This is a genomic window from Haloarcula ordinaria, from assembly GCF_029338275.1.
Classification (GTDB): Archaea; Halobacteriota; Halobacteria; order Halobacteriales; family Haloarculaceae; genus Haloarcula; species Haloarcula ordinaria.
Window position 1 is genome coordinate 2,944,425 of sequence record NZ_CP119789.1, and the last position, 17,703, is coordinate 2,962,127.

Genomic DNA, 17,703 nt, shown 5'->3' on the forward strand with positions numbered 1-17,703 from the left:
CCTTACCAACCCTCTTCGGCGTCGTGGCGGATGTCTATACCATGGACGTTCGGTCGGCGCTCGGCACCCTCCAGCTCCCGGTCGCGACGCTCGGCCTGGCACTGCTCCTGGTCGCGCTGGTCGGGATCGCCACCATGGACCCACCGCCGGCGGGCAGCGACGGGTTCGTCGGCGGCCTCGCGGTCTTCTTCCTCTACATCGTCGCGTGGGTCGGCTTCCTGGTGTTGTCGCTTGGCCTGGCGATTCCGCCCCTTGGTGGCTACGGGCTCAGGTTCACCCGTCCCCAGCGCGGACTCTTCCTGCTCGCTGGACTGGCAGCGTTCCTGAGCGCGGTGGGACCGCTCGTCGCGTTCGGCCTCGTCTTCTCGAACCCTGGCGCGATGGTACTCACGTGGCTTGCCATCACCGCCGTCGGGATACTCTCGCTGGTCGGTGGCGTCGTCTGGCGCGGTGTCCAGGTGTGGCGAGACGACGCCGCACTCGTCGTGGCAGGAGGGTCGTAACTCGGAGACGCTTTAGCAGGGGGCTATCTCGTCGCCGCCGACCCGACGGGTGCCCAGCGCCGTTACCGCGTACACCGCGTCCGAACTCGTGTCGGCGAAGACCGTCTCGCCGTCGACGTCGACCCGGTAGGCGTACGGCAGCGTGACGCTCACGCGGACCCCGAGCGGGGCGAGCCCAGTGATGGATGCTCGCTCCGTGACCGCCCCTTCACGGGTTCCCCAGTCGTCGAGACAGGGAGCGCGTTCGAGGTGGCTGGTGACGTGTGCGTCCTCGGCGTTCAGGGCACGTTGCTGAGCACTAGTCACGGTGCCGACGCTACCGAGTACCACCGCCGCCACGAGTACTACTGCGAGGAGGAGCCGTCCGGAGCCCATCGGTGGTCGAGTGTGCAGGCGGGAATACTGAATCCCTTCAGGTCGCTGTAAACGGCGTTTGAGCGTCCCTGAGAACCTTTGTGCTGGCCCTCGAGGTTCCTGGCATGGTACGGGCGCCAGCAGTGACCGAGCGAGTGCTGACGAAGCGCGACCTTTTGGGCGGCCTCCTGCTCCCCCCGGGCCTCGCGCTCGCGGGATACGGGAGTTATCTTCATTTCAGTATCGCCGCTCGGGTGAGCGCTGGCCAGTGTGACGGATGCGCGCCGTGGCACCCGCTGTTCGTCGTCGCGCCGATCGTCGTCGGAGCGGCGTTGCTTACAGCGAGCGGGTACCTGCTGTCACAGTGAAGAGCGCGGGACGGGGCCGCTGCTGTCGCGCGGACGGGATACCTCACTCCGCTCGCGGAGAGCGCGCGGAGAGATGCCGGGAACAGACCGCCTCCACCGCGTCGGGGTCCGCGAGGTCCTCGACGGCGAACCGGAGGTCGACCCGGCGACGCCTGTGGAGGACGATGGCGTCAGCGGTCCGCGACCAGGACGTGAAGGTCGTCCAGCGGTAGAGGCGGCGCGCGACCGGGAGGCGCTGTTCGAGGCCCGCGTCGGTCGCCACGTACGTCCGTTCCTGACCGACTGCCAGGACCACGATGCCGAACGGGAAGAGGAGGTGGCCGACCGTCCGGAGGCCGTCGGCCCCGGTGACGAGGCCGGCGAGGAACAGCACGACCGCACAGAGGACGGCGACCCCGGCGACGACCGTCAGTGGCCGGCGCGCCGACGCCGGCCATCCCGCCGACCACTCGGCCAGTTCGTCGAGCCCGTCGGTGACCGCGTCGGTGTGCCGGGTCCGGGTCATGACCGCGAGCGCGGCCCCAGCGATTGCCGCAAACGTGCCGAAAAACAGGGCGAGTACGCCGAGCGCACCGGTGCGAGCGAGCGAGGCGAACCCGAGCACGACGAGACCGACCGGCGCCACGGCGGCGACCCACTTCCCTGGAGACCCACCGACGCGTACGAGCGCGGCCCGACGGCGACCGACGACCCACCAGCCGACTCCCGTCACCGCGGTGAGCGTGACGAGGACGGTCCCGTACAGCGCGCCGGCGCCGGGAGCGAACGCTCGTTCGACGGCCAGGACGACGGCCGGGGTCACGAGCAGAGCGACGTAGAGGCCGACGACGAGGCCGAGCAGCGGGTCGGTGCCGTGCTCGCCGCCCGACCGGATAGCGGGAACCATCACCGACCCTTCGCCCGAGAGCGACAAAACAGTTGACCAGGTGACGGCTCGAACGCACCCGTCGCCGGGCTCCGGGACCGGCGCACCAGGGTCCAGCAAGGCGTAAGTTCCCCTCTCACCAAGGGGCGACAGTGATCGTCGTCGCCACGGAGGACTTCGAGGTGTACCACGGCGTGGTCAACGAGCTGCGGGACCGCGGCGTCACCTTCACCACCATCGAACCGGGCGACGAGTGGCCCGAGCGCGTCGAGGTCGCCGTCGTCGCGGCCGACGAGTCCGTCGAGGTTCCCGACGGCATCCCAGTCGTCGAGGCCGACCCGGACGACCCCCGGGGCGCGGTCGAGTCGGCCGTGGCGACGCTGCGTGGAACCGATGGACGGACCGTAGTCGGCATCGACCCCGGCGAGCGGCCCGGTATCGCCGTCCTCCACGGCGAGATGGTCGTCGCCGCGTTCCAGGTCCCAGCGGCACAGGCCGGTGACGTCGTGCGAGCGGAAGTCGAGGACGCCACGGACCCGCTGGTCCGCGTCGGCGACGGTGCTCGCCTGGTCGGCGCGCGCATCATCGACGACCTGGAGGACGTTCCGGTCGAACTGGTCGACGAGTCCGGGACGACCCCGTATCTCGGAGCCGGCGCCCGCGGCATGGGCGACGTGCTGGCGGCGGTGAACATCGCCCGACAGGAGGGCGAAGAGATAGCGAGTCGGACCATCGAACCGACGGCCGGCGAACTCCAGCGCATCAAGGACCGCTCGCGCGAGGCGAGCGAGACCAACCGGGCTATCGACGAACTGCTCGCAAGGCGGGTCGCCGTGGGTGACCTCACCATCGCGGAGGCCCTGGCCGAGCACAGGGGCGAAGAGGCCGAGGCAGAGCCGAACGAGCAGGACAGCGACGCCCGCGAAGGGCAAGGCGAAGAGAGCTAGGACTGGACGGTCCGTTCGGCCCGGCGCATCACGTCGCGAATCGTCAGGCCGGTCGCCTCGGCGACGGCCGCCGCGTCGTCGTACTCGGCGCTGACGTCGTACACCGCGCCCGTCTCGTCGGAAGCGATCTTCACCTGCACCTCGTGGCGCTCGCCGTCGATAGACAGCGCGACCGTCTCGAACTCGCGGTCGGCGACCCAGCGGTGGCCCGCGCCGTGCTCCCTGATGCCCAGGGTCCCGGTCTCCTCAGCCAGCCGACGGGCGACCGGCTGGGCCCGCTCTGGCTTGCAGACTACCTTCACCAGGTGGCCCGGCCGGGACTTCTTCATCGTCGTCGGCACGATTGTGACGTCGCGCGCACCCACGGCACTCAGCGAGCGCTGGAGGTCACCGAGCACCTCCGGCGAGACGTCGTCGACGTTCGTCTCCAGGACCGTGATGTCGTCGCGTCGGAGGCGGCCGCTCGTCTGGCCGACCATCGCGCGCAAAACGTTCGGCCGGTTCGGGACCGACCGGCCGCCGGCCCCGTAGCCCGAGGCGTCGAGGTCGAGCGGGGGGAGCGTCTCGACCCCCTTGGCGACGTGTACCAGGATGGCCGCCCCGGTCGGCGTCAGCAGTTCGGTCTCGACGGGGCCGCCGGCGAGCGACCAGTCGGCCCGTTCGGCGATTTCGACCACGGCGGGCGTCGGCACCGGATAGGTCCCGTGGCTCATCTCGATGGTGCCGCCGCCGGCCGAGAGCGGCGTCGTGACGACCTGTTCGACGTCGAGGTCTGCGAGCAAGAGCGCAGCACCGACGACGTCAGCGATGGCGTCGTCGGCACCGACCTCGTGGAAGTGCGTCTCCTTCAGGTCGGTGCCGTGGACGGCGGCTTCGGCCCGGCCGAGAAGCTCGAAGATGGCGAGCGCGTCCGCCTCGACTGCGTCCGGGAGGTCCATGTCCTCGACGATGTCGATGACCTCGGGATACGTCCGAGCGGGGCCGTGGCCCTCGGCCGGATGATGGTCGTGGTCGTGAGCGTGCTCGTGGCTGTGGTCATGGGAATGCCCGTGGTCATGCGTGTGTTCGTGCTCGTGGTCCGACTCCTCGTCCTGGTCGCCGGTCAGTAGTACCTCGACGCGGGTCGCACTGATGCCGCTCCGGTCGACCGTCGAGACCTCGTAGGTGACGTCGAGGGCGTCCTCGACGGGGTCGAGGACGGAACGGTCGGCGCCGGCCGCGAGAAGTGCCCCGAGAATCATATCGCCGGCGGCACCCATCCGGCCGTCAAAGGCGAGTGTTCGCATACGCGACGTGACGACCCCGGTGGGGAAAAACCCACTCTGTCGGCGCGCTTTGCCGGGCGGTCAGCCCTGGCGGACGATGTGGACGTCGAAGACGTCGCCCGCGTCGGTCCTCGGAATGACGACGTCCTCGCTGTCGTTGCTGCCGAGGAAGACGACTTCGGCGTCGACGTCGCGGGCGACCTGCTGGATGGTCTCTGACAGCTCGGAGGCCGAGTACGCGCTGAAGTCCTCGTAGCGGAGTTCCGCGTCGTCGGTCGCCTCCTCGATCTTCCGACGGAGGTCGCTGGCCGCCGTCTCGGCCGCGAAGTCCTCTGTCGGGTCGACCCGGCGGCGACGCTGTGCGTAGTCGGAGCCGGTCGGGACCAGGCTGACGGCGACGACGTCGGTGTCCATCGCTGCACCGTAGGCGACTGCGCGGTCGAGCGCCGCTTCCGCCTGTGGCGAGCCGTCGAACGGAACGAGAAATACCATACCCGGCGTATCGGTGCCACCCTTATCAAACACGGCGATGCCGGCAGGGTCTGTTGGCTACCCGAGCGGGTGACGGGAGTCGAGCCTGAGGGCTACGCAGTGGGGCCAGACTGTGACGTGATACCACGACACGTATATATCCGTCGCCACCCCTGCTGACCGCCGGTAGCATAAAGCATATCTCCCGGGATACCCGACTGTACTGTAACCCAGTCTACTATGAACGAAGTGCAACTAGAAGTGGCGAAGGCGTACCCGAACGACTCGGGTCGCGGCATCGCCCGTCTGGACCCCGATACGTTGTTGCATCTCAAGCTCTCCCCGGGTGACATCATCGAGATCGAGGGCAGCGACACGACGGCCGCGAAGGTCTGGCGGGCCGACCGACAGGATTGGAACACCGACACGGTCAGAATAGACGGCTTCACGCGCCAAAACGCCGACGTGGGCATCGGCGAGCGCGTCACCATCCGCAAGGCAGAAGCCGAGAAAGCAGACAAGCTGGTGCTCGCACCGCCCGAAGAAGCGAGCGTCCAGTTCGGCTCTGACGCCGCTGGCATGGTCAAACGGCAGATTCTGAAGCGGCCGGTCGTCGAGCGCGACATCGTCCCCGTGATGTCCTCGACGAACCACCCGTTCATGCGCTCGCCCGGCCAAGCCATCCCGCTCATCGCCGTGGAGACCGATCCGGAAGGCGTCTGTCTCATCACCGAGGACACCGAGGTGGAGCTCCGCGAGGAGCCCATCTCGGGCTTCGAGAAGACCGGCGGCGGCATCACCTACGAGGACATCGGCGGCCTCCAGAGCGAGATTCAGCGGGTGCGAGAGATGGTCGAACTGCCGATGAAACACCCCCAGATATTCAAGAAACTGGGCATCGAGCCGCCCCAGGGGGTCCTCCTGCACGGTCCGCCCGGCACCGGTAAGACCCTGCTCGCGAAAGCCGTCGCCAACGAGACCTCTGCCAGCTTCTTCTCTATCGCAGGGCCGGAGATCATCTCGAAGTACTACGGCGAGTCCGAACAGCAGCTGCGCGAGATATTCGAAGACGCCAGCGAAGAGGCGCCCTCCATCATCTTCATCGACGAACTGGACTCCATCGCCCCCAAGCGCGAGGACGTCACGGGCGAGGTCGAACGCCGCGTCGTCGCCCAGCTGCTGACGATGATGGACGGCCTCGAATCGCGGGGCCAGGTCATCGTCATCGCCGCGACCAACCGCGTCGACAGCGTCGACCCGGCACTGCGTCGCCCGGGCCGGTTCGACCGCGAGATCGAGATCGGCGTCCCGGACGAGGTGGGGCGCGAGGAGATCCTCCAGATACACACCCGCGGGATGCCGCTGTCGGACGACGTCACGCTCTCGAAGCTGGCGACCGACACGCACGGCTTCGTGGGCGCCGACATCGAGAGCCTGACCAAAGAGGCCGCGATGAAGGCGCTGCGCCGGTACCTCCCCGAGATCGACTTAGACCAGGAGGACATCCCGCCGAGCCTCATCGACCGGATGATCATCAAGCGCGACGACTTCAAGGGCGCGCTCAACGAGGTCTCGCCGAGCGCGATGCGGGAGGTGCTGGTCGAACTCCCGAAGGTGTCCTGGGACAGCGTCGGCGGCCTCAACGAGGCCAAAGAGCAGGTCCAGGAGGCCGTCGAGTGGCCGATGAACTCACCCGAGAAGTTCGAGCGGATGGGTGTGACCCCGCCCTCGGGCGTCCTGCTCTACGGTCCACCCGGCACGGGGAAGACCCTGATGGCGAAAGCCGTCGCCAACGAGACGGACGCGAACTTCATCTCGGTGCGTGGCCCGCAACTGCTCAGCAAGTGGGTCGGCGAGAGCGAGAAGGCCATCCGCCAGACCTTCCGGAAGGCCCGGCAGGTCTCGCCGACGGTCATCTTCTTCGACGAACTCGACTCGCTCGCGCCGGGCCGTGGCGGCGAGGTCGGGTCGAACGTCTCCGAGCGCGTCGTCAACCAGCTCCTGACGGAACTTGACGGCCTCGAGGAGATGGAAGACGTGATGGTCATCGGCGCGACCAACCGCCCGGACATGATCGACCCGGCGCTCATCCGCTCGGGCCGCTTCGACCGACTGGTGATGATCGGCGAACCCAGCACCGAGGGTCGCGAGCAGATCCTCAAGATCCACACGGACGACACGCCGCTGTCGCCCGACGTCAGCCTGCGGGAACTGGCCGAGATCAGCGACGGGTTCGTCGGCTCCGACCTCGAGTCCATCGCTCGCGAGGCCGCCATCGAGGCACTGCGTGAGTCCGACGACGCCGACGTCGTCGAGATGCGCCACTTCCGCCAGGCGATGGACAGCGTCCGTCCGACCATCAACGACGACATCCGGGAGTACTACGAGCAGATGGAAGAGGAGTTCAAGGGCGGCTCCAGCCCGAAGCGCCAGGCTGGCGGCAGCGGCCGCATCGGGTTCCAGTAGCACGGCACCCACTTTTACTTCGGGGGTCGCCAGGGGCGACCCCGCTTGCAAAAACCTGGGGAAAAGGCCGGAATCTCGGCCACGGCCGAGATTCCGGTGAACCGCCTCGCTTCGCTCGACGTCCGCATGCAACCGTGAGAAAGCGAATTTCCGTTCTGGGCCGGGAGCGCGCTCCGTCGCGCGACCCGGGGAAAGGCAGGTCTACAGAAACGAGCATACGGCGGCGAAGCCGCCGTTTTACGGGACCGAGCGAAGCGAGGTCCCGCCTTTTTCCCCAGGTTTTTGCAAGTCGAGCGGGACCGAAGGTCCCGCCGACCATGCGAACGGGTGCGCAGCGCCCGTGAGCAGAGAGCGGTTCGCGCGAAGCGCGAACCCGACGCAGCAAAAAGTGGTTTCTAGAGTTCGCCGAGCTTCCGGAGCACCTGGCCACGGTACTCCTCGTCGGCCTGGACGCCTTTCAGTTCGAGGACGTTCCGTTCGAGTTTGTCCAGCGCGACGTTGAACGCCATCTCGGCCCCGTAGCCCTCGCCGGAACCGGCGGCCTGGCCCTTGTTGGTCCGGAGGCGAATCTGGCACTGGATGAGCGGGGTGCCACGGAGTTTCTCTTTGTGTTCGTGGAACCGGACGTGGGCGTGCTGGACCTGCATGGCCTGGTACTTGTCGGCCACCTCGCCGATGTCGCTGCGGAGGTCGGCCCGGGAGATGGTGTCGAGGAGCTTGATATTGGTGATCTGGACGTCCATGTGGTCCTCCTCGGTGAACGTCAGCGCCCGGAGCACGTCGGTCTTGGTGAGGATGCCCTCGACCGCGGTGTCGTCGTCCTTGGGCGTCACGACCAGCCCGGCGAAGTCGTTCTCGAGCATCCGGGCCACTGCGTCGCGGACGGAGGCGTCGAGCGTCACCGTCTCGACGGGGCTGCTCATCACGTCGTAGACGGGGATGTCGAGGATGCGCTGAATCTCGCCGGAGCGGTCGCCGGTGGTCGCCTTGTTCATGTCACGGACGACGACGTCGACGACGTCGTGCCGGGTGACCATCCCGGTCAGCCCGTCCTGCTCGTCGAGCACGGGGAGGCGAGAGATGCCGTGCTCGCGGAGGAGATTGATGACCTGACCGACGTTGGTGTCCTCGGCGACCGTCACGACGTCGTCGGTGTAGATCTGGTCCACGGTGAGCGCGTCGAGGTTCTCGAGGACGGCCGCCAGGATATCGTCCTCCGTGACGATGCCCCAGAGCTCGTCGCCCTCGAAGACGGGCGCGATCTTCGTGCCGCCCTCGACGAGTACGCGAGCGACCTCACGGACGTCGTCGGTGCGTGCGACCTTGGGCGCGGAGCTGGTCATCGCGCCCGCCTTCGCGTTGTCCTCGACGTGAGACTGGACGAGCTGCTTCTGCGTGATGACGCCGGCGTATGCGCCGTCCTTAGTGACGATGATCCCTTTCGGGTTCTCGCGCTCGAAGATAGACCGGACCTTCCCAAGTCGTTTGCCCGCGTCGACTTCGACAAACTCTCTCGTAGCGATATCAGCAATATCCATAGTACTTCACAGACGGACCTTCGCTGTGAAGGGTTATCAAGGTTGGTTCGATTCCTGGGGGACGGGAAGCGGATTAGCCTTTAGATGGTGGCCCACCTCGTCGACGTATGCTCCCCGATATCGGCGTCTTCGGTCCCTACACGTACCTCGTCACCGAGGTGCTCTGGGGAAGTGTCGCATTCGCGTTGCTGTGGCGGGCTGGCGCTCTCAGGCGGGCCGCGAAGACCATCGTCGTGCTCTACCCCGTCGCCTACGTCTGGGACTGGTACACGCTCAAGGTCGGCGTGTTCGACATCGTCTTGCGGACCGGCGTCGATCTCCTGGGAATCCCCATCGAGGAGCACATCTTCATGGTCGTCGTTCCGGCGCTGGTCGTCGGTCTCCACGAGACGCTGCACGGCGGGGCGGCCAGTGACGACGACGGGTAGCGTGACAGCGACCGTGAGTTACGCGCTCGTCCGCAGCGTCTCGGCGTAGGACCCGAGTCCCTCGACGCCCGTTAGCTCGTCGAGGACGGTCTCGGCGTCGACCGCCAGTTCGTAGCCCGGTCGACCCTTGCCGATGGGCGATTCGGCTTTCGACTTCTCGAGCAGGCCAGCGTCGGCGAGCGTCTGCAGTGCCGAGATGACCTCCTGGCGCTGGACGCCACCGAACGGGTCCCGGTCGATGTCGTCGAGGTGGTCCTTGGCAGTCTCTGCGACGTCGAAGGAATGGGCCGGCGTCGCATCCGCCGCTGTCAGTTCGACCACGGACAGCAGGACGAACTGATCGAACGGCTGCATCGAGTGAACTGTCTCGTCCATAGGTGTCGGTTCGTTGGCCGGTCTAAGAAACTACTGAAATAGGTTTAGGGGATACGGCAGCAGAGGCAGCGATTTACCATTTTAATCAGTAATGCTTCGATGTAAGGATATTTAACCCATGAAACAGAGTGGCATAACAGACATGCACATGCACAGTAACAGAATGTGGATCGAGCGCGTACAGCGGACCTGTACGGCCAGTTTACAGCGCTCAGGTGGGATTCGTGAACGATGATTGTCGGGGTACCGACTGAGACCGTCGCGGACGAGACGCGGGTCGCGTTGATTCCCCCCGTCGCCGAGGAGCTCGTCGACGACGGCCACGAGGTGCTGATCGCGGCCGGCGCCGGCGCCGGTGCCGACTGGACCGACGACGAATACCGGTCGGCCGGCTGCGAGGTCGTTGCCGACCGAAACGAGGTCTTCGAGCGAGCGGACGTCATCCTGCAGGTCCGTGGACTGGGCGCCGCCGAGGACGTCCCGACCGACCCGTACAGCGACGGACAGGTCGTCGTCGGGCTGCTCGGGCCCTACGACGTCGACGAGGAACTGGAGCCGCTGGCGGAGCGCGACATCTCGGCGTTCTCGCTCGAACTCATCCCCCGCATCAGCCGCGCTCAGAGCATGGACGCGGTGACGTCGATGGGCAACATCGGGGGTTACAAGTCGGTGATTATCGGCGCCGAGGCGTCGCCGAAGCTGTTCCCCCTGATGATGACCGCCGCTGGCACGGTCCAGCCGGCCGACGTGTTCGTCATCGGGGCCGGCGTTGCGGGCCTGCAGGCCATCGCGACGGCCGACCGGCTGGGGGCGAACGTCAAGGGATACGACATCCGGCTGGAGGTCAGAGAACAGGTCCAGAGCCTCGGGGCCGAGTTCGTCGAACTCGACCTGGAGACCGAGGGGTCGGGCGACGACGAGGGCTACGCGCGGGAGATGGACGAGGAGTTCTACCGACAGCAGCGAAAGCAGCTCACCCGGGTCGTCGGCGAGTCCGACGTCGTCATCACGACGGCGGCGATTCCGGGCGCGCCGGCACCGGAGCTCGTGACCGAAGACATGGTCAAGGAGATGGACCCCGGCTCGGTCATCGTCGACGTCTCGGCGCCGACGGGCGGCAACTGCGAACTCACCGAACCGGGCGAGACAGTCACCCGCGAGGGCGTGACGATATTCGGACCGACCAACCTGGCCGCGCGGGTGCCCCACACGGCCAGCGAGCTCTACGCGAACAACGTTCAGGACTTCCTGGAGAACCTGCTCGAGGACGGCGAACTCGCCATCGACACGGACGACGAGATCGTCGACTCGACGCTACTCACCCACGATGGAACCGTACGAAACCCACACAGAGACGACGGAGACGAAGCTGAGGCCGAAGATGAAGACGAAGACGAAAGCGAACCAGAGCGCGACGAATCGAACGACGACGAACCCGACGGGGGCGAGACCGATGACTGAGCGATGCAGGAGCCAGCGTCGGAGCGGGGCCAGCGACGCCGCCCGCCCCGAGGAGGTGTCGCCGTGACGTTCATCCAGAACCTCACGCTGTTCGTGCTGGCGGCGTTCGTCGGCTACGAGATAATCACGAAGATTCCGACGAACCTCCACACGCCGCTGATGTCCGGCGCCAACGCCATCTCGGGTATCACCCTCATCGGCTCGGTCGCGGTGGCAGGGGCCGGGTCGACGACGCTCGCGACGGCACTTGGCTTTCTCGCGGTCGTCATGGCGACCATCAACGTCGTCGGCGGCTACCTCGTGAGTCACTTCATGCTGCGGGACTTCGTGAGGGGGGACTGACGTGGTCTCGTTCCTCCCGGAGTGGGTGCTCCCGCTCTCGTATCTCGCCGCGGCGGTCCTGTTCATCCAGGGACTTCGAGACATGACCCACCCCCGGACTGGGATGCGTGGCAACATGATCTCCTCGGGTGGGATGTTGCTGGCGGTCGGCGTCACGGTCCTCTGGCTCGACATCCTCTCGCCGATAGTGCTCCTGGCCGGCCTGGTCGTGGGCGGCGCCGTCGGCACGGGACTTGCGGTGTCGGTCGAGCGGACGGAGATGCCCCAGCTCGTCGGCCTGTTCAACGGCTTCGGCGGCGGGGCCTCGGCGCTGGTCGCCGGCGCCGAGCTGGTCGACCAGTTCGATACCGCGCGGACGATCGCCGCCGTCTCGGTCGACGTCACCGCCGCCGGGGCCGTCTCGGGCATCATCGGCGCCGTGACCCTGTGGGGGAGCCTCGTGGCCGCCGGCAAACTCCACGGCGTGCTCGACACCTCCGAGATACGCTTCACCGGTGACCAGGCCGCCAAGGTCGTCTTCCTCCTGGTCGCCGTCGCCTTCGGCGTCCACATCGTGGTCCGGCCGGACTTCGCCGCCATGCTGCTCGAGACCCAGTGGGTGCCGTCGTACTGGCTGCTGTTCGCCGCTGCGTCGATTCTGGGCGTGCTCCTGGTACTGCCCATCGGGGGCGCGGACATGCCCGTGGTCATCGCGCTGCTGAACTCCTACTCCGGGCTGGCGGCCGCGGCCACCGGGTTCGTCCTGAGCAACACCGTCCTCATCATCGCCGGGACGCTCGTCGGGGCCTCCGGCCTGATTCTGACGGTCATCATGTGCGAATCGATGAACCGGTCGCTGGCGAACGTCCTCTTCGGCGGGTTCGGCGAGGAGACGTCCTCCGAGGAGATGGACGCGACCTACGAGGGGAACATCACCGAGACCTCCCCCGAGGAAGTCGAGATGCTGCTCGACACCGCCCAGCGGGTCGTCATCGTCCCCGGCTACGGGATGGCCGTCGCGCAGGCACAGCACGCCGCCGCCGAACTGGCGGAACTGCTCGACGAGAACAACGTCGACGTGGAGTTCGGTATCCACCCGGTCGCCGGCCGGATGCCGGGCCACATGAACGTCCTGCTGGCGGAGGCCGACGTCCCCTACGAGAAGATGCGCGAACTGGAAGAGGTGAACCCGACCTTCTCCCAGACGGACGTGGTCATCGTCACCGGCGCCAACGACGTCGTCAACCCGAAGGCCAACACCGACGACTCCAGCCCTATCGCGGGCATGCCCGTGCTCAACGTCTCCGAGGCGCGGACGGTCATCGTCAACAAGCGCAGCCTCAGCCCCGGCTTCTCGGGCATCCCCAACCCGCTGTTCGCCGACGACAAGACCTCGATGCTGTTCGGCGACGCCAAGGAGTCGATGCAGGAACTGGTCAACCTCTACAAGGAGAACCACTGAGGCCGGACTTCTGTATCGCGCGTCGGTGACTCGGGCCTGCGGTCGCCCATCACCACGCGTCCGTGACCGCGGCGGCCGCAGCCTGTTTCTGCTATCGAGCGCTCGCGATGTTCTCCGCAGGACTCCCGGAACGTACGCACTCACGCAGCTGTCGCTATCGATTCGCTACGCTCGTCGGTTGCGCCGTCAGAAGTGGGTTCGGGCGGATTGTGAACCACGGTCACTCCCGTTCGCTCGCACCGCTCGCTCACCTCTCGTTCCCTGGTTCAAATCGCTCTCACGGACACGTTCGTCGCTCACGGGTTGTTCGTGACAGAAAGAGTGGGTTCGGGCGGATTTGAACCGCCGGCCTCCTCCATGTCAAGGAGGTGTCATAACCGACCTAGACCACGAACCCTCACTGCTGAGTGCATTCTTCAGTTACCGGGGGGTGTAATTGAAGGTTTCGAATTCCGGACCCGCACGGCGTCTGTTGATTCGGCCCACACCCGCGGTGAGGCTCGGCCAGCCCGACAGCGTTAAGTGAGTGTACGGATTTGTACATCACAACACGAAAGAGTTCATTGGTGGATACAATGCAGGAGTACATCGAACGCGTCACGGACGGCGAGGACCTGACACAGGACGAGGCACGCGAGGTCGCACGGCTCGTCTTCGAAGAAGCGACGGAAGCCCAGATCGGGGCGCTGCTGGCCGCGCTCCGGGCGAAAGGCGAGACGGAGGCCGAGATAGCCGGGTTCGCGCAGGGGATGCGCGACGCCGCCCGGACCATCTCGCCCCAGCGCGAGACGCTCGTCGACACCTGCGGGACCGGTGGCGACGACTACGACACCATCAACGTCTCGACGACGAGCGCCATCGTCGCCGCCGGCGCGGGCGTCCCCATCGCCAAGCACGGGAACTACTCGGTGTCCTCGTCGTCGGGGAGCGCCGACGTACTCGAAGTCGCCGGCGTGAACGTCGAGGCCGAACCGCCGTCGGTCGAAGAGGCCATCGAGCGCGACGGCATCGGCTTCATGCTCGCGCCGGTGTTCCACCCGGCGATGAAGGCCGTCATCGGCCCGCGCCAGGAACTCGGAATGCGGACCGTCTTCAACATCCTCGGGCCGCTGACGAACCCCGCCGGCGCGAACGCGCAGGTGCTGGGCGTCTACGACCCCGACCTCGTCCCGATGGTCGCCGAGGCGCTGGCGCGACTGAACGTCGAGCACGCGATGGTCGTCCACGGCGCAGGACTCGACGAGATCGCCATCCACGGTGCGACGACCGTCGCCGAAGTCCGGGGCGAACACATCGAGGAATATTCACTCCCGCCCGAGGACATCGGCCTCGAGTCGGCGGCCATCGAGGACATCGCCGGCGGGAGCCCGGAGGAGAACGCGGCCGACCTCCGTGGTATCGTCTCGGGCGAGGTCACCGGGGCGAAACGAGACATCATCCTCGCGAACGCCGGCGCGGCCATCTACGTCGCCGGCGTCGCCGAGACCCACGCCGAGGGGGTCGAGCTGGCCCGCGAGGCCATCGACTCCGGGGCGGCTTCGGCCAAACTCGACGACCTGGTGGGTGAATGACGCGCGTCAAGCTCTGTGGCGTGACGAACGAACCCGACCGCGACGCCGTCGTCGCGAGCGGAGCCGACGCCGTCGGCGTCGTCCACGGCGTCCCCGTCGACACGCCCCGCGAAGTCGACGAAGCAACGGCCAGGAGCCTCGTCGCGGGTGTCCCACCGCTGGTCACGGGTGTGCTGGTGACGATGCCACGGACGGTCCAGGAGGCCGTCAAGCGCGTCGAGACGGTCGAACCCGACGCCGTGCAGGTCCACGACGGGCTGACACCCGCCGAGCTAGGGGCGCTCGACCGACGAATCACGCAGTCTATCGTCGCCGTCGTCGACGCCGAGAGCGACGATATCGAGGACTATGCCGACCACGCCGACGCCCTGCTCGTCGACTCGGTGGACGCCGCGGGCGCGGGCGGGACGGGCGAGACCCACGACTGGGAGCGCACGCGCGAGGTCGTCGAGTCGCTCTCCGTGCCAGTGATTCTGGCCGGCGGGCTCACCCCCGAGAACGTCGGTGACGCCATCGAGACGGTGCGGCCGTTCGCCGTCGACGCAGCCTCGGGTGTCGAGCAGTCAGGTGGTCGGAAAGACCACGGCGCCATCGAGGCGTTCGTCTCGAACGTCGCCGCGGCCGACCGGGAGGTGTCGGCGTGAGCCTCGACGTCTCCCGCGAGGAGTTCGCCGAGTTCGCCGAGGCCGACCGGCCGGTCGTCGTGCGCGCGGCCGCCCAACTCGACGTCGACGTCGAACCGCTCGCCGCGTACGCCGCGCTGGCCGGGGGGACCGGCGACGTGGACGCGAGCGACTACACGTTCCTCTTGGAGAGCGCCGAGAAGGTCGCCTCCAGCGACCCCGACGGCGCGTTCGCCCCGGAGACAGACGACCGCCACGCGCGGTTCTCCTTCGTGGGGTACGACCCGCGAGCAGTCGTCACCGTCCACGGCGAGGAGAGCGACGTCGAGGTGTTCGACGACCGGTACGCCGACCTGGTGACGACCGACGGCGGCGACGTCGTCGACGACCTGCGGTCGGCGATGCCCGACGTCGGGTTGCGCGGTTTCCCCGAGATGAACCGCCAGCACCTCGAAGGCGGCCTCGTCGGGTTCCTCTCGTACGACGCCGTCTACGACCTCTGGCTGGACGAAGTCGGACTCGACCGGCCCGACTCGCGGTTCCCCGACGCGCAGTTCGTCCTCACCACGGCGACGGTCCGCTTCGACCACGCGGAAGACTCGGTCGAACTGGTGTTCACGCCCGTCGTCCGAGCGGACGAGGACGCCGGCGAGCGCTACGACGAACTAGTCGTCGAGGCCGAGCGCGTCGAAGCAGTGCTCGCCGACCTCGACCCGCTGTCGACCGGCGGCTTCACCCGGACCGACGAGGTCGCGGGCCCGCAAGACGAGTACGAGGACGCCGTCGAGCGCGCCAAGGAGTACGTCCTCTCGGGGGACATCTACCAGGGCGTCATCTCGCGGACCCGCGAACTGTACGGCGAGGTCGACCCGCTGGGGTTCTACGAGGCGCTCCGCGAGGTGAACCCCTCGCCGTACATGTACTTGCTTGGCTACGACGACCTGACTATCATCGGCGCCAGCCCCGAGACGCTGGTGTCGGTGGCCGGCGACCACGTCGTCTCGAACCCCATCGCCGGCACGTGCCCGCGCGGGAACTCGCCCGTCGAGGACCGACGGCTGGCCGGCGAGATGCTCGCCGACGGGAAGGAACGGGCCGAACACACGATGCTCGTCGACCTGGCACGGAACGACGTCCGCCGGGTCTCAGAGGCCGGGTCCGTCCGCGTCGAGGAGTTCATGAACGTCCTGAAGTACAGCCACGTCCAGCACATCGAATCCACCGTCACGGGCCAGCTCGCCGCCGACTGTGACGCCTTCGACGCGGCACGCGCGGCGTTCCCCGCCGGGACGCTCTCGGGCGCGCCGAAGATCCGGGCGATGGAGATAATCGACGAACTCGAACGCTCGCCGCGCGGCCCCTACGGCGGCGGGGTCGGCTACTTCGACTGGGCCGGCGACACCGATCTCGCCATCGTCATCCGTTCGGCGACCATCGAGGACGGCGCGACCGACGGGGACGACTCCGGCGACCGGATCACGGTGCAGGCCGGCGCCGGCATCGTCGCCGACTCCGACCCGGAGAGCGAGTACGTCGAGACCGAGCAGAAGATGGACGGCGTGCTCACGGCGCTCGAACGAATCGAGGAGACGCCGGAGACTCAGGGAGACGCTAGTGTGGAGGGCCAGCGATGAGTTCCGCCTCCGTCGCCACGACCGACGACGTCGCAAGCGAGGACCTCCGGGTGCTGTTCGTCGACAACTTCGACTCCTTCACCTACAACCTCGTCGAGTACGTCTCCGAGTACGCCGAGACCGAGGTCGTCCGGAACACCGCGTCGCTCGAGGACATCGACGCCTACGACCCCGACGCCATCGTCATCTCGCCGGGGCCAGGTCACCCGAAAAACGAGCGCGACGTCGGCGTGACGATGGACGTCCTGACCGAGCGCAGTACCGAGATACCGACGCTCGGCGTCTGTCTCGGCCTCGAGGCGGCCGTCTACGCCTACGGCGGTACCATCGGGCGCGCGCCGGAACCCATCCACGGGAAGGCGTTCCCCATCACCCACGACGGGAAGGGCGTCTTCCGCGGCCTCGAACAGGGGTTCCAGGGCGGGCGCTACCACTCGCTGGTCGCGCTCGACGTCCCGGACGTCTTCGAGGTGAGCGCGACGACGCCGGCCAACGCCGCGGCCAGCAGCGATCACGACGACGAGACAGACCTGGTGATGGGTGTCCGTCACCGCGAGTACCCCATCGAGGCGGTCCAGTTCCACCCCGAATCGGTCCTCACCTCCGTGGGGCACGACGTCATCCGGAACTTCCTCGCGGACGTCTAGAGTATCTGGAACCCGAAGATCCCGAGCACCCACAGCGCCGCCACGGCGAGGATCGCGAGGACGACCAGTCGCCAGGCCACCTTCATCACGACGCGACCGACGAGCAGGACCACGGCCAGCGCGACCAGTCCGACCAGCAGGGCCGGCGGAGAGGCGAACGACCCGAGTTGGAGTAAGGGAATCATACGTGGCCTGACGCATCCGTGACACAAGTACTTCGTGGCCAGTCGGCGGGCGTCGGCACCCGGAACGGGTCTGCGGGCCAGCGCACGCACAGGCCGGCTTCGACCGGGACGCTGAACCCGAAAACCGCAAGACGGGGGCGCGTCAGACATACATCGGCCCTGGAACAGGAAGGGGACGCGTTCCGGGTTACCTCCACCCGAAAACCCCCTCTGATTTCT

At 67.3% G+C, this 17,703-nt stretch carries 19 protein-coding genes and 1 tRNA gene; 12 read left to right on the forward strand and 8 right to left on the reverse strand.

Annotated elements, in window-relative coordinates:
- The first annotated feature begins 41 nt into the window (after positions 1-41).
- On the forward strand, positions 42-503 hold the full coding sequence (locus P1L41_RS15480) for a hypothetical protein (RefSeq protein ID WP_276296617.1): 462 nt from the start codon (positions 42-44) through the stop codon (positions 501-503).
- A 12-nt stretch (positions 504-515) separates the two neighbouring features.
- Here P1L41_RS15480 and P1L41_RS15485 read toward each other — a convergent pair whose 3' ends face one another.
- Positions 516-878: a hypothetical protein gene (locus P1L41_RS15485; RefSeq protein WP_276296618.1), complete on the reverse strand. Its 363-nt coding sequence runs from the start codon at positions 876-878 to the stop codon at positions 516-518.
- Between the two features lie 104 nt (positions 879-982).
- Here P1L41_RS15485 and P1L41_RS15490 point away from each other — a divergent pair, with 104 nt between their 5' ends.
- Positions 983-1,225 (forward strand): hypothetical protein, encoded by a 243-nt coding sequence (locus P1L41_RS15490; RefSeq protein ID WP_276296619.1) that lies wholly within the window; start codon positions 983-985, stop codon positions 1,223-1,225.
- A 43-nt stretch (positions 1,226-1,268) separates the two neighbouring features.
- Here the strand turns inward: P1L41_RS15490 and P1L41_RS15495 are convergent, their stop codons facing one another.
- Positions 1,269-2,111, reverse strand: coding sequence for a hypothetical protein (locus P1L41_RS15495; RefSeq protein WP_276296620.1), 843 nt, complete (start codon positions 2,109-2,111; stop codon positions 1,269-1,271).
- A gap of 131 nt (positions 2,112-2,242) precedes the next feature.
- On the opposite strand from P1L41_RS15495, the gene P1L41_RS15500 reads away from it, so the two are divergent.
- Entirely contained in the window at positions 2,243-3,037 is a 795-nt protein-coding gene (locus tag P1L41_RS15500) for a hypothetical protein (RefSeq protein WP_276296621.1), read from the forward strand.
- On the opposite strand, the gene larC is transcribed toward P1L41_RS15500, so the two are convergent.
- Complete coding sequence (gene larC / locus P1L41_RS15505) at positions 3,034-4,323, reverse strand: nickel pincer cofactor biosynthesis protein LarC (RefSeq protein ID WP_276296622.1); 1,290 nt, start codon at positions 4,321-4,323, stop codon at positions 3,034-3,036. The genes P1L41_RS15500 and larC overlap by 4 nt on opposite strands.
- A 60-nt stretch (positions 4,324-4,383) precedes the next feature.
- Positions 4,384-4,794: a universal stress protein gene (locus tag P1L41_RS15510; protein ID WP_276296623.1), complete on the reverse strand. Its 411-nt coding sequence runs from the start codon at positions 4,792-4,794 to the stop codon at positions 4,384-4,386.
- Positions 4,795-5,013: 219 nt separating this feature from the next.
- Here P1L41_RS15510 and P1L41_RS15515 point away from each other — a divergent pair, with 219 nt between their 5' ends.
- A complete protein-coding gene (locus tag P1L41_RS15515) occupies positions 5,014-7,239 on the forward strand; it encodes a CDC48 family AAA ATPase (RefSeq protein ID WP_276296624.1) in 2,226 nt (741 codons plus the stop codon).
- A gap of 395 nt (positions 7,240-7,634) precedes the next feature.
- Here the strand turns inward: P1L41_RS15515 and P1L41_RS15520 are convergent, their stop codons facing one another.
- Positions 7,635-8,777: a CBS domain-containing protein gene (locus P1L41_RS15520; protein WP_276296625.1), complete on the reverse strand. Its 1,143-nt coding sequence runs from the start codon at positions 8,775-8,777 to the stop codon at positions 7,635-7,637.
- 107 nt (positions 8,778-8,884) lie between these two features.
- On the opposite strand from P1L41_RS15520, the gene P1L41_RS15525 reads away from it, so the two are divergent.
- The gene (locus P1L41_RS15525; RefSeq protein ID WP_276296626.1) at positions 8,885-9,205 is read left to right on the forward strand and encodes a lycopene cyclase domain-containing protein; all 321 of its coding nucleotides are present in this window, start codon (positions 8,885-8,887) and stop codon (positions 9,203-9,205) included.
- Between the two features lie 18 nt (positions 9,206-9,223).
- Here the strand turns inward: P1L41_RS15525 and P1L41_RS15530 are convergent, their stop codons facing one another.
- Positions 9,224-9,580 (reverse strand): hypothetical protein, encoded by a 357-nt coding sequence (locus tag P1L41_RS15530; RefSeq protein WP_276296627.1) that lies wholly within the window; start codon positions 9,578-9,580, stop codon positions 9,224-9,226.
- 231 nt (positions 9,581-9,811) lie between these two features.
- Between P1L41_RS15530 and P1L41_RS15535 the strand changes: the two genes are divergently transcribed.
- Genes P1L41_RS15535 through P1L41_RS15545 form a run of 3 tightly spaced genes read left to right on the forward strand, consistent with a single transcriptional unit; the run spans position 9,812 to position 12,824 of the window.
- The gene (locus P1L41_RS15535; protein ID WP_276296628.1) at positions 9,812-11,041 is read left to right on the forward strand and encodes a Re/Si-specific NAD(P)(+) transhydrogenase subunit alpha; all 1,230 of its coding nucleotides are present in this window, start codon (positions 9,812-9,814) and stop codon (positions 11,039-11,041) included.
- A 3-nt stretch (positions 11,042-11,044) separates the two neighbouring features.
- A complete protein-coding gene (locus tag P1L41_RS15540) occupies positions 11,045-11,383 on the forward strand; it encodes an NAD(P) transhydrogenase subunit alpha part 2 (RefSeq protein WP_276296629.1) in 339 nt (112 codons plus the stop codon).
- Position 11,384: 1 nt separating this feature from the next.
- Positions 11,385-12,824: an NAD(P)(+) transhydrogenase (Re/Si-specific) subunit beta gene (locus tag P1L41_RS15545; RefSeq protein ID WP_276296630.1), complete on the forward strand. Its 1,440-nt coding sequence runs from the start codon at positions 11,385-11,387 to the stop codon at positions 12,822-12,824.
- Positions 12,825-13,146: 322 nt separating this feature from the next.
- Here P1L41_RS15545 and P1L41_RS15550 read toward each other — a convergent pair.
- Positions 13,147-13,221: transfer RNA gene (locus P1L41_RS15550), tRNA-Val, on the reverse strand.
- Between the two features lie 178 nt (positions 13,222-13,399).
- Between P1L41_RS15550 and trpD the strand changes: the two genes are divergently transcribed.
- From trpD to trpG, 4 genes are read left to right on the forward strand one after another with little or no spacing between them, the layout of a single operon-like run.
- Entirely contained in the window at positions 13,400-14,395 is a 996-nt protein-coding gene (gene trpD / locus P1L41_RS15555; RefSeq protein ID WP_276296631.1) for an anthranilate phosphoribosyltransferase, read from the forward strand.
- Positions 14,392-15,039, forward strand: a complete 648-nt coding sequence (locus P1L41_RS15560; protein WP_276296632.1) for a phosphoribosylanthranilate isomerase — start codon at positions 14,392-14,394, stop codon at positions 15,037-15,039. The genes trpD and P1L41_RS15560 overlap by 4 nt, the downstream gene beginning before the upstream one ends.
- Positions 15,036-16,652, forward strand: a complete 1,617-nt coding sequence (gene trpE / locus P1L41_RS15565; protein ID WP_276296633.1) for an anthranilate synthase component I — start codon at positions 15,036-15,038, stop codon at positions 16,650-16,652. Before P1L41_RS15560 ends, trpE begins: the two co-directional genes overlap by 4 nt.
- On the forward strand, positions 16,649-17,299 hold the full coding sequence (trpG, locus tag P1L41_RS15570; RefSeq protein ID WP_276296634.1) for an anthranilate synthase component II: 651 nt from the start codon (positions 16,649-16,651) through the stop codon (positions 17,297-17,299). The genes trpE and trpG overlap by 4 nt, the downstream gene beginning before the upstream one ends.
- On the opposite strand, the gene P1L41_RS15575 is transcribed toward trpG, so the two are convergent.
- The gene (locus tag P1L41_RS15575; protein ID WP_276296635.1) at positions 17,296-17,484 is read right to left on the reverse strand and encodes a DUF8029 family protein; all 189 of its coding nucleotides are present in this window, start codon (positions 17,482-17,484) and stop codon (positions 17,296-17,298) included. The two genes, trpG and P1L41_RS15575, sit on opposite strands and share 4 nt — an antisense overlap.
- Between the last annotated feature and the right edge of the window lie 219 nt (positions 17,485-17,703).